The 13,427-nt window shown below is 44.5% G+C and carries 14 protein-coding genes and 1 pseudogene; 12 read left to right on the top strand and 3 right to left on the bottom strand.

Features of this window, described 5'->3' with window-relative positions:
* The 5 genes and pseudogenes from pheS to QZ169_RS05575 form a co-directional block, all read left to right on the top strand.
* A pseudogene (pheS, locus tag QZ169_RS05555) lies at positions 1–368 on the top strand (phenylalanine--tRNA ligase subunit alpha); the annotation flags it as partial.
* A gap of 45 nt (positions 369–413) precedes the next feature.
* Positions 414–923 carry a GNAT family N-acetyltransferase gene (locus tag QZ169_RS05560; protein WP_295505242.1) on the top strand — a complete coding sequence of 170 codons (510 nt, stop codon included), beginning with the start codon at positions 414–416 and terminating at the stop codon, positions 921–923.
* 206 nt (positions 924–1,129) lie between these two features.
* Positions 1,130–3,535: a phenylalanine--tRNA ligase subunit beta gene (pheT, locus tag QZ169_RS05565; RefSeq protein WP_295505243.1), complete on the top strand. Its 2,406-nt coding sequence runs from the start codon at positions 1,130–1,132 to the stop codon at positions 3,533–3,535.
* A 184-nt stretch (positions 3,536–3,719) separates the two neighbouring features.
* Positions 3,720–4,112, top strand: coding sequence for a YbgA family protein (locus tag QZ169_RS05570; RefSeq protein ID WP_295505245.1), 393 nt, complete (start codon positions 3,720–3,722; stop codon positions 4,110–4,112).
* Positions 4,113–4,256: 144 nt separating this feature from the next.
* A complete protein-coding gene (locus QZ169_RS05575; protein WP_295505246.1) occupies positions 4,257–5,084 on the top strand; it encodes an alpha/beta fold hydrolase in 828 nt (275 codons plus the stop codon).
* 73 nt (positions 5,085–5,157) lie between these two features.
* Here the strand turns inward: QZ169_RS05575 and QZ169_RS05580 are convergent, their stop codons facing one another.
* Positions 5,158–6,303, bottom strand: coding sequence for a cobalamin-independent methionine synthase II family protein (locus tag QZ169_RS05580; RefSeq protein WP_175859769.1), 1,146 nt, complete (start codon positions 6,301–6,303; stop codon positions 5,158–5,160).
* A gap of 131 nt (positions 6,304–6,434) precedes the next feature.
* Positions 6,435–6,902 carry a GNAT family N-acetyltransferase gene (locus QZ169_RS05585; RefSeq protein WP_295505247.1) on the bottom strand — a complete coding sequence of 156 codons (468 nt, stop codon included), beginning with the start codon at positions 6,900–6,902 and terminating at the stop codon, positions 6,435–6,437.
* A gap of 238 nt (positions 6,903–7,140) precedes the next feature.
* Between QZ169_RS05585 and QZ169_RS05590 the strand changes: the two genes are divergently transcribed.
* A complete protein-coding gene (locus QZ169_RS05590; RefSeq protein WP_295505248.1) occupies positions 7,141–7,611 on the top strand; it encodes an SP_0198 family lipoprotein in 471 nt (156 codons plus the stop codon).
* 180 nt (positions 7,612–7,791) lie between these two features.
* Complete coding sequence (locus tag QZ169_RS05595) at positions 7,792–8,829, top strand: zinc-binding dehydrogenase (protein WP_295505249.1); 1,038 nt, start codon at positions 7,792–7,794, stop codon at positions 8,827–8,829.
* A gap of 91 nt (positions 8,830–8,920) precedes the next feature.
* Here the strand turns inward: QZ169_RS05595 and QZ169_RS05600 are convergent, their stop codons facing one another.
* Positions 8,921–9,646, bottom strand: a complete 726-nt coding sequence (locus QZ169_RS05600; RefSeq protein ID WP_295505250.1) for a hypothetical protein — start codon at positions 9,644–9,646, stop codon at positions 8,921–8,923.
* Positions 9,647–9,755: 109 nt separating this feature from the next.
* Between QZ169_RS05600 and QZ169_RS05605 the strand changes: the two genes are divergently transcribed.
* The 5 genes from QZ169_RS05605 to QZ169_RS05625 all read left to right on the top strand — a co-directional run bounded on the left by QZ169_RS05605 (position 9,756) and on the right by QZ169_RS05625 (position 13,414).
* On the top strand, positions 9,756–10,364 hold the full coding sequence (locus QZ169_RS05605; protein WP_295505252.1) for a TetR/AcrR family transcriptional regulator: 609 nt from the start codon (positions 9,756–9,758) through the stop codon (positions 10,362–10,364).
* 67 nt (positions 10,365–10,431) lie between these two features.
* Positions 10,432–11,493: an ABC transporter permease gene (locus QZ169_RS05610; protein WP_295505253.1), complete on the top strand. Its 1,062-nt coding sequence runs from the start codon at positions 10,432–10,434 to the stop codon at positions 11,491–11,493.
* On the top strand, positions 11,494–12,159 hold the full coding sequence (locus QZ169_RS05615; protein WP_009660407.1) for an ABC transporter ATP-binding protein: 666 nt from the start codon (positions 11,494–11,496) through the stop codon (positions 12,157–12,159). It begins immediately after the preceding gene.
* Between the two features lie 51 nt (positions 12,160–12,210).
* A complete protein-coding gene (locus QZ169_RS05620; protein WP_295505254.1) occupies positions 12,211–12,627 on the top strand; it encodes a GNAT family N-acetyltransferase in 417 nt (138 codons plus the stop codon).
* A gap of 175 nt (positions 12,628–12,802) precedes the next feature.
* A complete protein-coding gene (locus QZ169_RS05625; RefSeq protein ID WP_295505255.1) occupies positions 12,803–13,414 on the top strand; it encodes a TetR/AcrR family transcriptional regulator in 612 nt (203 codons plus the stop codon).
* Positions 13,415–13,427 lie beyond the last annotated feature (13 nt).

A 13,427-nucleotide genomic window follows, 5' to 3' on the forward strand; every position in this document is an offset into this window, starting at 1 on the left:
ATATCTCCATGGCAAACTTGCAAGGAACGCTGCAGCTGATTGTCCAGAAGATGTTCGGCCAAGACCGCAGCATCCGCCTTCGTCCATCTTACTTCCCGTTCACAGAGCCGTCTGTTGAAGTGGATGTTTCCTGCTTTAAGTGTGGCGGAGCCGGCTGTAATGTCTGCAAGAAGACCGGCTGGATTGAGATTATGGGAGCTGGTATGGTGCATCCGCGCGTGTTGGAAATGAGCGGCATTGATGCAGAGAAATACTCTGGATTTGCCTTTGGTCTTGGCCAAGAGCGGGTAGCTATGCTCCGCTATGGTATCAACGATATTCGTGGTTTCTATCAAGGAGATATTCGTTTTTCTCAGCAGTTTAAGTAGAAACCAGTATTCATAGATACAGCTTTTCTGAGAAAGGAGTGCAGTATGCTAGTCAGAGTCAAGAAAGAAGAAGCGACCCTCCTGCGGGAGTTGGAGGTCGCGACCTATCAAGAAACCTTTGGTCCATTTATCAAGGAATCTGATATGGCTCATTATTTTGACAATGAGCTCTCACTTGCAACTATCGAAAAGGAGCTGGAAGATCCTGAGTCAGAGACTTATTTTGTTATCAAAGATGGTGAAATTGCTGGTTTTCTCAAGTTTAACTGGGGACAGGCTCAAACGGAGCAAGAACTGCCTCAGGCCTTTGAGGTTCAGCGAATCTATGTCTTGAAAGCCTATCATGGTCAAGGCTTGGGCAAGGAAATGTTTGAATTTGCCTTGGAAGAAGCCGAGAAACGAGGATTGGACTGGGTCTGGCTGGGCGTCTGGGAAAAGAATTTTAGAGCTCAAGATTTTTACTTCAAATACGGCTTTGAAAAATTCAGCCAGCACGACTATATCACTGGTGAGACGGTGGACACAGACTGGCTGCTGCGCAAGAAATTGAAATAAAAAAGAAAATTTAAAGAGAGGAAATGATACGACCTAAAAGTTTAAATTTAGATGATTTGGTCATTCAGATTCCTCAGCGATAGAATAGAGAAAGGAATTGAACTTGGGCTAAAAACTCGGAAAAAAGATAGATTTGCGAGCATTCATCGAATGCTTGGGTAATCTCCTATTTTTCAGTTGTTTTTGACGCCCTTGGCATCTTAAATATGCTAGTAAGTTATAAGTGGTTAAAAGAGTTAGTAGACATTGATGTGGCGAGCGCTGAGCTGGCTGAGAAAATGTCAACGACAGGAATTGAAGTGGAAGGTGTGACATCACCAGCTGCTGGCCTGTCAAAAATTGTTGTTGGTGAGGTGGTATCGTGTGAGGATGTTCCTGATACTCACCTGCATGTTTGTCAAGTCAATGTCGGAGAAGAGGAGAACCGTCAGATTGTCTGTGGTGCTCCAAATGTTCGCGCAGCCATCAAGGTCATGGTAGCTCTGCCAGGTGCTCGCATTGCCGACAATTATAAGATTAAAAAAGGGAAAATCCGGGGCTTGGAGTCACTGGGTATGATCTGCTCTCTGGGTGAGCTGGGCATTTCTGATTCTGTCGTGCCAAAGGAATTTGCAGATGGCATTCAAATCCTGCCTGAAGAAGCAGTGCCGGGTGAGGAAGTCTTCTCTTATCTTGACTTGGACGATGAGATTATCGAGCTTTCCATCACACCAAACCGGGCAGATGCTCTGTCTATGCGCGGGGTGGCTCATGAAGTGGCTGCAATCTATGACAAGTCAGTACAGTTCAAAGATTTTCCGCTGGTGGAAAATGAAAAGCAGGCAGCTGACAGTCTTTCAGTTGCCCTTGAGACGGAGAAGTCTCCTTACTATGCGGCTCGTATTCTGGAAAATGTCACCATTGCCCCAAGTCCTCAGTGGCTGCAAAATCTCCTCATGAACGAAGGAATCCGTCCGATTAACAATGTAGTAGACGTGACCAACTACATCCTGCTCTACTTTGGTCAGCCCATGCATGCCTTTGATCTGGATACGTTTGAGGGTAACCAGATCGTTGTGCGGGAAGCGCGTGCTGGTGAAAAACTGGTGACGCTGGATGGCGAAGAGCGCGAGCTGGAAGTTAGCGACCTAGTCATTACTGTGGCAGATAAGCCAGTGGCTTTGGCTGGTGTCATGGGCGGAGCAGCGACTGAAATCTCTGGCAAGTCCACTCGTGTTGTTCTGGAAGCAGCTGTCTTTGATGGCAAATCAATCCGTAAAACCAGCAGCCGCCTTAATCTTCGTTCTGAATCATCTTCCCGCTTTGAAAAAGGTATCAATGTAGCAACTGTCAATGAAGCTTTGGACGCAGCAGCAAGCATGATTGCGGACTTGGCAGGTGCAACTGTTCAGGCTGGTATCGTATCAGCCGGTCACTTGGATACTCGTGATGTAGAAGTGGTGTCTAGTCTCGCGGATGTCAACCGAGTTTTGGGAACAGACTTGCTTTATACAGATATTGTGGATGTCTTCCGCAGACTTGGCTTTGGCTTGTCAGGAAATGCTGAACAGTTCACTGTCAGTGTCCCTCGCCGTCGCTGGGATATTTCAATCGAAGCGGATCTCTATGAAGAAATTGCCCGCATTTACGGCTATGACAAATTGCCAGCTAGCCTGCCAAAAGATGATGGGACTGCCGGTGAATTGACTGCAACGCAGAAACTGCGCCGTCAAGTACGGACCTTGGCAGAAGGAGCAGGGCTGACAGAAATCATCACCTATGCTTTGACGACACCAGAAAAGGCGATTGAGTTCACTCTCAATCCTAGCAACTTGACTGAGCTCATGTGGCCAATGACAGTGGAGCGATCTGTTCTTCGTCAGAACATGGTTTCTGGCATTTTGGACTCCCTAGCCTACAATGTAGCTCGTAAAAATAAGAATCTAGCTTTCTATGAGATTGGAAAAGTCTTTGAGCAGACTGGCAATCCTAAGGAAGAACTGCCAAATGAAATCAATAGCTTTGCCTTAGCTTTGACAGGACTCGTTCAAGAAAAAGACTTCCAGACCAAGCCAGCAGCAGTTGATTTCTTCTATGCTAAGGGTGTAGTGGAAGCACTCTTTGCTAAGTTGGGCTTGACAGCTGAATACGCGGCTAGCAGCCAGATTAAGAGTTTGCATCCTGGGCGGACTGCTTTAATCTCTATCAATGGCCAGCCTGTCGGCTTTGTCGGCCAAGTCCATCCTGCGACAGCCAAGGCTTACGATATTCCTGAAACTTATGTGGCTGAGCTTAACCTGTCTGCTATCGAAGAGCAGCTCCAGCCAGCACATCCATTTACAGAAATCACTAAATTCCCAGCTGTTAGCCGTGATGTGGCCCTCTTGCTCAAGGCTGAAATCACTCACCAAGAGGTTCTTGATGCAATCCAAGCAGCTGGTATTAAGCGCTTGACCGATATTAAGCTCTTTGATATCTTCTCTGGTGACAAGCTGGGTGTCGGCCTCAAATCCATGGCCTACAGCCTGACTTTCCAAAATCCAGAAGCTAGCCTGACCGACGAAGAAGTGGCTAAATACATGGAAAAAATCGAAAAATCTCTGACCGAAAAACTCGGCGCAGAGGTACGCTAATGAACTATTCCCCAGTCATGTGATTGGGGATTTTGATTCATACTCTTCGAAAACCTATTCAAATCATAGTTGATTTGCAGTTTCGCTTTGCTTCCTATTATGGCAAGCTTATTGCTAGGATGCGAGCAAAGATGTAGACGAAACGAGAAGAATTCGAAATTGAAAATCAGTAGGAAAAGTAATTATGGAAAATTCAAACCAAATCTCCCAATGTCAGACTCTTTGGGCTAGAAATAAATATCTGGTTCTCAGTCATTCCAGTAAGATATATCAGGAAATCCGTCAGTATCTAAAAAGCGACTCGGTGGAAGCAGCACATGTTCAAGGCTTGATTGACCAGGCGGTAGCCTTGCCTGAAAACCGCGGTCAGGTCAGCAATGCTTTTCAGCATGTTTGGGGTTATTTTAAGAAAAAAGCCAGTACAACTGAAAAAGAAGATTTTATGCATCTTTTGCTTCGTTACCAATCCGGTCAGGCTGAGCAGAAAGACTTGGTAAGAGCTGTAAGGGATCTGCTAGTCAAGTATCCTAATCCTTATCTGCAAAACTCGACTTTATTATTTGGGGATGAAGAATGAGGAACTGAAATCCAGGTGAAAGATTGTTACTTTAGTAGCTTTGAGGGGTGTAGATGACAAGAATAATTTGTTAGGCTTATTAACAATATTATTTTGACTGTTTTTGATAAAGGCTTCACCTCGAGCAAAACGCGTCTTTAAAGTATGATTGGAGAAAAAATGTTTTTTACTTATCAGGGAAATAAATTATATTATAAAGTGATTGGTCAAGGAAAGCCGGTCTTGGCAATTCATGGTTTGGGCTGTTCATCTGAATTGATGGAAGGATGTTTGGAACCTATTTTTGAGAAACATGCTGACTATAAAAGGATTTATTTAGATTTGCCTGGCATGGGTAAGTCTGATGCCAATCCTGCTTTTGCAAGTGCGGATGCGATTTTAGAGATGCTCTTGAACTTTATAGAGACTGCAATCGGCGGACACAGCTTTCTCTTAGCTGGAGAGTCTTATGGTGGCTATCTCGCTCGAGGAATTTTGGCTAAGAAAAGGTCGGAGATTGATGGTTTGCTGCTTATTTGTCCAGTAGTTGTACCTAATCCGCAAGAAAGAATTCTTCCAAAAGACAGCCTGCTAATTAGAGAGGTGGGTTTTGATATAGCAGGCAAAAGCGAAGATTTCGTTGATTTAGCGATTTTACAGACTAAAGAAACTTATCAACGGTTTGAAAAAGAAATCCTAGCAGGGCTTCAGATGATGAATGCTCCCTTTGTCAAAAAGCTGCAAGAAAACTATTCTTTTTCGTTTGAAGTGGAACAAGAGATACAGGAAGAGGGCTATGACGAGCCCAGCCTTTTTATAGCAGGAAAGCAGGATCAAGTCGTGGGCTTCCAGCAGTTAGCGCAACTGTCTCACTATTTTCCAAGGGCAACCTATGCTGTGATGGATCTTGCTGGCCACAATGCACAGATAGATCAAGAGGCTCTCTTTACGGCCTTGGTTGAAAATTGGCTCAAGCGAATTGAACTTTCCTGATACTACAAGATTTAATATGTTGAACAGATGCAGATGAAAATAGAAAAAAGCGGTGTGACCGCTTTTTTGCTTATTATCCCCAGAATTTTTGGGCGATTTCTTGGCCTTGTTTGATTTTGGCCCATTGTTGTTCAATGGTGAGTTCGTTTCCAGAGTCACAAGAGGCGAAGCCGCATTGGTGGGAGAGCAAGAGTCGTTCTTTTGGTAGAATGGTTGCTGCTTTCTCGAGTAGGTCTAGGACGCGTTTTTCGTCATCCAAGCCTGTCGTCTTACTGGAGAGCAGTCCTAAAACGACTTCTGCATCCTTGTCTTTCAAAGCTGCTAGAGCTGATACATCACCAACTACATCGCTGTCCCACTCTAGGAAGTAGCGATCATAATGTTGGTCGCGCAGGAATTTTTCCGCGATAGCTTCGTAGGTGCCTTCAGCGGCAGAGCGGCTTTCGTAGTTGCCACGGCAGTTGTGGGTCCAGACAGTCAGTCCTAGCTCATGAGCGTGGTCTACGACTTCGTTATTAATAGCGACAAACTCGTCTGCTAAGTCAGCTAGACTAGCATTGCCCTCCGCAAAGAAGCTGGCAGGATTGGACTCGTCAAAAAGCTCCCAGAGACAGTCGTCAAACTGGATAATCTGTCCGCCAGCAGCCTTATAGTCGTCCAAAAATTCCTTGTAGGCTTGAATCAAGCCTTTTTTCAAGTCTTCATTGGTCTCATAAACTTGTCTTGGCCCCGCCAAGCGGTCAAAGATAGCTAACTCAGTATAAGCATGGGCAGGTCCCCAGACAGTCAGCTTGGTATCTTCACCAGCAGCCTCTTCCTTGACTAACTTATAAATCTCGATAAAGTGATGGTTTTTACCAGAGAGTAGTGCTGTGATGCGGATACCAATATCTTTCCGAGTCTCATATTGCCCACCGTCGTGGTCCTTGAAGGTGTAGCCGTGGTCAGCAATGTAGCGCTCGATTCCCTTAAGTCCCCAGACAAAGTCCAGATGCCACATGGACTTGGAGTATTCTCCATCCGTCAGGATGTCAATTCCCTTTGCCTTTTGCTCAGAGATAATCTCCTTGATGTCAGCTGTCTCCGTCTCATGGTAGCCTGGGAAGCTGTCGTAGAAGGGGTATTGAATATCATCGCGGTGCTCAATTTCTGTCTTATACTGGCGGAGATTTTCTGGGCGCAGAAGTGAACCAACCAATTGAAATTTTGATTTTGTCATAAGATTTCTCACTTTCATTACCTATTACTATCTATTGTATCGAAAATTTCTCGGCAAATAAAATAGTTAATTCTGCTGGTAGGGTATATCCGAAAACTATTGCTAGCGTTTCCTGAAATTGTTCTCTCAAATCAAAGTATCTTCTCCATTACAGTTTCCTGAGCCTGAAGCCCTAATCGCTCATAGAAACGCAGGGCTCCTACATTATCGTTCCAAACATTGAGAGTCAGATTATAGCAGCCGATTTTCCGAGCATAGCCTTCCGCAAAGCGGTAAAGCTGCTCGCCAACCTTTTGCCCTCTGGCTTTCTCATCTACACATAAATCCTCAATAAAAAGTGTCTTGATGAGATTGAGTACCGGACTGACAGGCTGCTTGATGGAGCAAAAGAGGTGACCAAGGATTTCTCCATCTTCATTTTCAAAGACAAAAATAGGGGTGGACTTTTGACCCAGAAACTTCTCTAGTTCTTCATTGCTAAACTTACTGCCTTTGGCCTTGAAAATATCCGGCCGAGCTTGATGATGGACAAGCAGGATTTGCTGAAGGAGTTCTTGTAGTGCAGGAATATCGCTGACTTTGGCTTTTCTGATTGGCATGATTTTCTCCTTTTATCTTTTATAGAATCATTATACGACAGGGAACTATTTTGTCAAGTTAGCTCGGGAAACCTATCAGAACAATTGGCGTCTGAATAGCAAAGTTCAGTCAGAGTACTTCATTTCCTTTAGATAGATGTATTTTCCTTATAATAAAAACTGCTTTTTCTTGACAAATGAAACAGACAAGTGTAGAATATAAGTATAAACTACAAATGTAGAAAAAGGAGAAAGCGATATGACTATTACAAAAAAAGCCTTTATCGGAATTCTATCTCTGACAGCAGCAGTTCTATTGGCTGCCTGCTCAGGCAATACCAACCAAGGAGGGAATACTAGTTCATCACAGAATACGCAAGGCCAGACATCACAATCTGCGCAAAATCAGACTTCGCAGTCATCAGCTGCATCTTCCTCTAATCAGCCTTCGTCATCATCAAATACAGGGCAGGCTACAAATCTAGATGGGCGCTACCAAGCAACCGACCATGATGGCGACCAACATGTCCTAGAAATCAATGGTACGACTGGTACTTGGACTGAGACTGAGGTTGATGGCAGCAAGGAAATCAAGCAGGTACAAGTAGATGCTGCTAATCAAAGACTGATTGTTGGTGATGATGTCAAAAGTTACCGCCAAAATGGCAATCAGTTGATTGTGGACGAATTGGATGATGATCCAGACACTCTGACCTTTACCAAGCAGTAAAGCGCTTTTCATTCTGCTCAGGACAACAGGAAGAGCAGTGAGGAAATCTAACTAGGAAACTCTGAGAAAGGAGTTTCCTTTTTTATAAGAATTTTATCGCCAATGATGTCAAAAATTTGACTTGAAGGGTGCTCTAAGTTGTATAATAGTTACTATAAAGATATCAAAGGAGAAGAAACGATGAAATTGGCAGTTTATACAAAAGCAGGTCAAGTTGGACTGACTGAGATTGATCGTCCGCAAATCATTGAGGCAGATGATGCCATTATTCGGATTGTTCGGACCTGTGTCTGTGGCTCTGACCTATGGCGCTACCGCAGTCCAGATATTGAAGCAGGCCATCAAAATAGTGGGCACGAAGCGATTGGAATTGTCGAGGAAATTGGCGATGCAGTAACGACTGTTAAACCTGGTGACTTCGTTATTGCACCTTTCACTCATGGATGCGGGCAATGTGATGCCTGTCAAGCAGGATTTGATGGCACTTGTGATTCTCATATTGGGAATAATTGGTCAGATGGGGTGCAAGCAGAATATATGCGCTTCGAATTTGCTAACTGGGCTCTTATCAAAATTCCGGGCCAGCCTTCTGATTATACAGAAGGAATGCTCAAATCACTCTTGACACTGGCAGATGTCATGCCGACGGGTTACCATGCCGCGCGTGTGGCAGACGTCAAGCCTGGTGATAAGGTGGTCGTGATTGGTGACGGAGCTGTTGGACAATGCGCTGTGATTGCTGCTAAAATGCGTGGTGCTTCCCAAATCGTTCTTATGAGCCGTCACGAAGATCGACAAAAGATGGCTTTGGAGTCAGGGGCGACAGCTGTTGTTGCAGAACGTGGCGAAGAAGGAATTGCCAAGGTCCGTGAGATTCTAGGTGGCGGGGCAGATGCAGCTCTGGAATGTGTCGGAACAGAAGCAGCTGTTGATCAAGCTCTAGGAGTCCTGCACAACGGCGGCCGCTTAGGCTTTGTCGGTGTACCTCACTATAATAACCGAGCTCTTGGTTCTACCTTTGCTCAAAATATTACAGTGGCAGGCGGAGCGGCCTCTGTCACGACTTACGACAAGCAAATCTTGCTCAAGGCAGTTCTTGATGGTGATATTAATCCGGGCAAGGTCTTTACTAGTGAGTACAGGCTGGATGAGATTGACCAAGCTTATAAGGATATGGATGAACGCAAGACCATTAAGTCCATGATTGTCTTTGATTAGGTGTAGAAGAAAAACAGCCTTGCTGCGGTCTCTTTATGATGGCAGTAGGCTGTTTTTGAATAGCTTGGTAGTTCTTTTCATGAAAGGAAATTCATTCTTTATGTTCTTTGCACCAAATTATCCATCTTGACCATTCGGCAGCCAGGTGGAGCTGGTGTTCTTTGATAAGGCTGTCTGGACAAAGGCTGGGGAATTCGACGCAGAATCGGGCTTCTAGGCCTTTTTCTGTGTCGCGAAACTGATGGCGAATGCCACCGATATTGCAACCATTCGCTAGACTGGCGGCACCGACAGTTTGGAAGGGATAAGACGCATCACGAGGCTCCTCTATTTCAGCTTCACCACCAAGGTCAAGGAAAAACTGTGTTGGCAGTGGGCTGTTTCCTGCAGTCTCAATGACTTCCAGTTTGCTGCCGTGCGGCTGCAAGGCATAATGGTCTGGACAGGCACCGAGATTGACGCTTTTATGAACATTTGTCTTTTCTAACATCAACTTTTCTAGCATTATACTGAAAGAAGCGGCAGTCAGTCCACTTGCAAAAATCGTTACAACAGCTCTTTTTCGTGGTTTCTTGGACCATTTGGCTGCCCATTTCATTAAATATTTGCTCCATTTGAGTTTGGTTCCGATTTGCTGGATTAGCTCCTCGTATGTCAGCTTCATTTTTGCTTCCAGTAGGGCTTGGTCTAAAATCTCCGTGTTGTCAGTATTCGGCAGCTGTAGATTAAGTATCTTAGCTGCTTTATGGATTCTTTGCTTTCTCCATTGTTCAATTCTTTCTTGACTAACTTCCTTTTGATTGATAATAATCTTCATCTTTTAATCCTCTTGTTCTTGTCTTCTGCTTATATTTATTATATAGTGGGAGCTGGATGGCATACAAGCATCAATTTTAGAGAGACTGTTGCATTTTGAGGTGAATGGCATGTATGAGAAAAAAAGAAGAGAGACAGAAAAGCGGATGGAGACTAGCTTGCTGCAGTTGATGAAAGAGCAGACTTTTGAGACAATCAGCATTCGCCAATTGATTGATTTGGCAGAGGTGAATCGCAGTACTTTTTACCGGCATTATTTGGATAAATATGATCTGCTGGAGAAGATAGAAGACCGCTTGCTAGGTGATTTGCAGGTCTATTATCAAGAGGCTCTAGATTCTGCCTGCTTGTTCAAGTTAGAAAAGGATTTTAAACTGGAAGACTATATCCATGAGAAACAAAATCTTTTTCATTTTTTTGAGCCTTACTTGGAAGGCTTAGCCATTCTTTTGGGTCCAAATGGCAGTCCAACTAGTTCGCGGCGGTTGCAGGAAGCTCTGAGGGAGATTTTCTCGCAGAGTATTTCCTTGGCTGATCCACATTTAGAGGAGATAGAAGCAGATTTGCTGCTGAATCATCAGGTCGCGTCCTTTATGGGAACCCTGACTTACTGGCTGGCTCATCCTTGTTATCAGGTTCAGCAAATGAGTGATTTTCATGCTAGGGTGACAGCAGTCGGTCTGGCGGGCTTTGTCAGAGAGCATATGGAGGGAGATTGACAGGATAGTTTTTCCAGTTTGCTGCTTTATGATATAATAGTGCCGTATATCTCAGAGGAGGGTAGCCGTGTTTTTAGCTTTTAAAGAGATTGTCTACAGCAGAGGGCGTTATCGTTTAGTGGTTGCTGTGGTCTTTCTCATTACCTATATGGTTTTCTTTTTATCCAGTCTTTCCGTCGGTTTGGCTAGGCTCAATCGCTTGGCTTTGGACCAATGGCAGGCTGAGTCGATCGTCTTGTCAGAGTACGCCAATAAGAATCTAATAGCTTCGACTCTCAAGGAAGAGGAATACAGCCGCCTGCTTCAAGGGGACTCAATCGCTGCTTTGGGACAAACGTCAGCAGTGGCCAATTATGAAGATGGGACTGATAAACTCAATGCTCAGGTTTTTGGTCTGCCTTGGGATAGTTTTCTAGCGCCTGACATTATTGAGGGACGTCCTGCTGAGAATGCTTATGAAGTTATTGCGGATAAGCGCCTCCAGCAAAAAGGTGTGAAACTAGGCGACCAGCTTCAGCTCAATGGCAGTGAGCGCCTTTATCAGGTTGTTGGTTTCACAGAGGATAATAGCTTCTTTACGCAACCTGTAATTTTTATGGATCTAGATGATTTCAGGGAATTAAAGTACGGCTCTAGTCAGGTTAAGAATATCAGCGCACTTGTGGTCAAGGATGGTCAGAAGATTGAAGAAGCAGGACTTAGTCAACTCTCTATGAGTGATTTTATAGAAAATATCCCTGGTTATCAGCCTCAGGTACTGACTTTTTCCTTTATGATTGGGGCCATGGTTCTGATTACATTTTTGGTATTGGGAATTTTCATGTACATCATTACCATCCAAAAGACGCATTTTTACGGTATTATGCGCGCCCAAGGAATTGCCAGTGGGAAGATTATTGCTTCTATTTTTTGGCAGATTTTCATCCTGTCCACTCTGGGAATCAGCTTAGCTGTCTTGGCTCTCTTGGGAACCCAGCTAGTCTTGCCGGCTTCTATGCCTTTTTACAGTGACTGGCGAGCTTATGCTGGATTGATTGTCCTGATTATTTTCATGTCACTGGCTGGCGGACTCTTGTCCATTCATCGGGTTCTGAAAATTGACCCTATCACAGCGATTGGAGGTGAGTAAATGTCAATCATAGAACTAAAAGGGGTTACAAAAGAATACGGCCAGGGACATACGCTGGTTCAAGCTCTAAAACCAACTGATTTCCGATTGGAAGCAGGGCAGTTTGTAGCTATTATTGGGCCGTCAGGCTCGGGTAAAACAACCCTTCTGACCTTGCTGGGGCATTTACAAAAGCCTTCAAAAGGGCAGATTCTTCTGCATGGGAAAGATACTTCCCAGCTCAAGGAAAAGGAACGGGCTGCTCTGCGTTTCAATGATTTCGGCTTTATTTTGCAGGCTTCCAATCTCATTCCTTTTCTGAAAATCGAAGACCAGTTTCAGCTGATTGACCGCTTATCTAAAAAGGAGAGAACAGATCTAGACAGTCTGATTGAGTTGCTGGATCTAAAAGGAACACTCAAGCAGTATCCGAAAGAATTGTCTGGCGGGGAACGGCAGCGGGCTGCTATCGCTAGAGCGCTTTACAATAGCCCAGATATTATCTTGGCTGATGAACCGACAGCTAGTCTGGATACGGAGCGGGCCAAGCGCGTGGTCCATTTGCTCAAAGAGGTGACCCAGAAATTCCATAAGAGCGTGGTCATGATTACCCATGATACCCGCCTTCTGGACGAGGTTGACAAGGTCTATGAGATGCAAGACGGAGTGCTGACTCAAGTTCGATAAAGCTTTAGAATGGTTTATGCAATCAAACAGAGAAAAAACAAGGAGAGGACTATGATTCATTATAAAACAAATCCGCAGCTAGATTTTGCGGCAGTACTAGACCTCTATGATTCGGTTAATTGGAGCAATTATACTAATCGTCCTCAGCAGTTAGAGCGGGCCTTCCAACAGTCCTTGTTTGTGATGGCGGCCTATGACGAAGGCAAGTTGGTTGGTTTGATTCGAGCAGTCGGGGATGGACTTACCATTGTCTTCATTCAGGATTTGCTGGTGTATCCACACTACCAGCGTCAGGGGATTGGCCGAAGCCTTCTTCAGAAAACATTGGAAAGATTTAAGGATGTTTACCAAATCCAGCTGGCAACGGAGCAGTCAGATAAAAATCTAGCTTTTTATCGAGAGCTCGGCTTTCGCCGACAGGAAGATTTCGACTGTACTGGCATGATTTATGCCCCTAATAAAAATTAAAATTCTAGAGGAGCTTGTTCGCAAGCTCCTTTTGTTATGTTTACAAGAGGAAAAGGGAAGTAGAACTAGATCGATGAAAATATTTCTCGGTCTCTTTTGTTTTTCCTTGACAGTTAAATTGTCAGAATTTATAATAAAAGAAGAAAGGTGATAACAGTGTTATCGAATTGAAACCATGAAAAAAGAAACAGATGAGTTAAACGAAAAAATCTTGGAAAGCGCAAGGAGTGAGTTCTTAGCTTATGGCTATCAAGATGCTTCACTGCGGAGAATTTGTCGCGCGGCTGGCTTGACAACTGGGGCACTTTATAAGCGCTATGAGAGTAAGGACAGTCTCTTTACTGCCCTGCTTGAGCCTACTCTGATAGCTTTAGATCAGTATGGACAAGAGCAGAAGCGACGTGACTATGCTTTCCTAGAAGAGGGACACCTGTCTGACATGTGGGCCTATCGCTTAGAGGATCTCCAGTCCCTGATGCGGATTCTCTATGAGCATAAGGATATTATGCAGCTCTTGCTCTTTAAATCTCAGGGGTCTTCGCAAGCGGACTTCAGGATGTGTCTGCCTCATTTGGCTGCAGACGAGACTTATCGCTATTTGGAGCTGGCTTACAAAGAGGGGAAGATCAGTCATTTGGTCAAACACGAGTTTCTGCGATCGTGCATGACAGCTTATTACACAGCTGTATTTGAGCCCTTGGCTCAAGACTGGCCCCAAGAGCAGGCGCTGGAATTTTGCCATTCCATCATGGACTTGTTTGACTGGGGAGGTTTGCTAGGTTTTTGATAGAAAGAAGGAA

The sequence above is a fragment of the uncultured Streptococcus sp. genome (genome assembly GCF_905372115.1).
Taxonomy (GTDB): Bacteria; Bacillota; Bacilli; order Lactobacillales; family Streptococcaceae; genus Streptococcus.

Excerpts from the sequence above, each read along its gene's own strand:
- QZ169_RS05620 (WP_295505254.1), top strand. The coding sequence starts at position 12,211 with ATGATTCATTATAAAACAAATCCGCAGCTAGATTTTGCGGCAGTACTA.
- QZ169_RS05625 (WP_295505255.1), top strand. The coding sequence starts at position 12,803 with ATGAAAAAAGAAACAGATGAGTTAAACGAAAAAATCTTGGAAAGCGCA.
- QZ169_RS05600 (WP_295505250.1), bottom strand. The coding sequence starts at position 9,646 with ATGAAGATTATTATCAATCAAAAGGAAGTTAGTCAAGAAAGAATTGAA.
- pheT (WP_295505243.1), top strand. The coding sequence starts at position 1,130 with ATGCTAGTAAGTTATAAGTGGTTAAAAGAGTTAGTAGACATTGATGTG.
- QZ169_RS05590 (WP_295505248.1), top strand. The coding sequence starts at position 7,141 with ATGACTATTACAAAAAAAGCCTTTATCGGAATTCTATCTCTGACAGCA.
- QZ169_RS05560 (WP_295505242.1), top strand. The coding sequence starts at position 414 with ATGCTAGTCAGAGTCAAGAAAGAAGAAGCGACCCTCCTGCGGGAGTTG.
- QZ169_RS05595 (WP_295505249.1), top strand. The coding sequence starts at position 7,792 with ATGAAATTGGCAGTTTATACAAAAGCAGGTCAAGTTGGACTGACTGAG.
- QZ169_RS05585 (WP_295505247.1), bottom strand. The coding sequence starts at position 6,902 with ATGCCAATCAGAAAAGCCAAAGTCAGCGATATTCCTGCACTACAAGAA.
- QZ169_RS05580 (WP_175859769.1), bottom strand. The coding sequence starts at position 6,303 with ATGACAAAATCAAAATTTCAATTGGTTGGTTCACTTCTGCGCCCAGAA.
- QZ169_RS05615 (WP_009660407.1), top strand. The coding sequence starts at position 11,494 with ATGTCAATCATAGAACTAAAAGGGGTTACAAAAGAATACGGCCAGGGA.
- QZ169_RS05605 (WP_295505252.1), top strand. The coding sequence starts at position 9,756 with ATGTATGAGAAAAAAAGAAGAGAGACAGAAAAGCGGATGGAGACTAGC.
- QZ169_RS05570 (WP_295505245.1), top strand. The coding sequence starts at position 3,720 with ATGGAAAATTCAAACCAAATCTCCCAATGTCAGACTCTTTGGGCTAGA.
- QZ169_RS05575 (WP_295505246.1), top strand. The coding sequence starts at position 4,257 with ATGATTGGAGAAAAAATGTTTTTTACTTATCAGGGAAATAAATTATAT.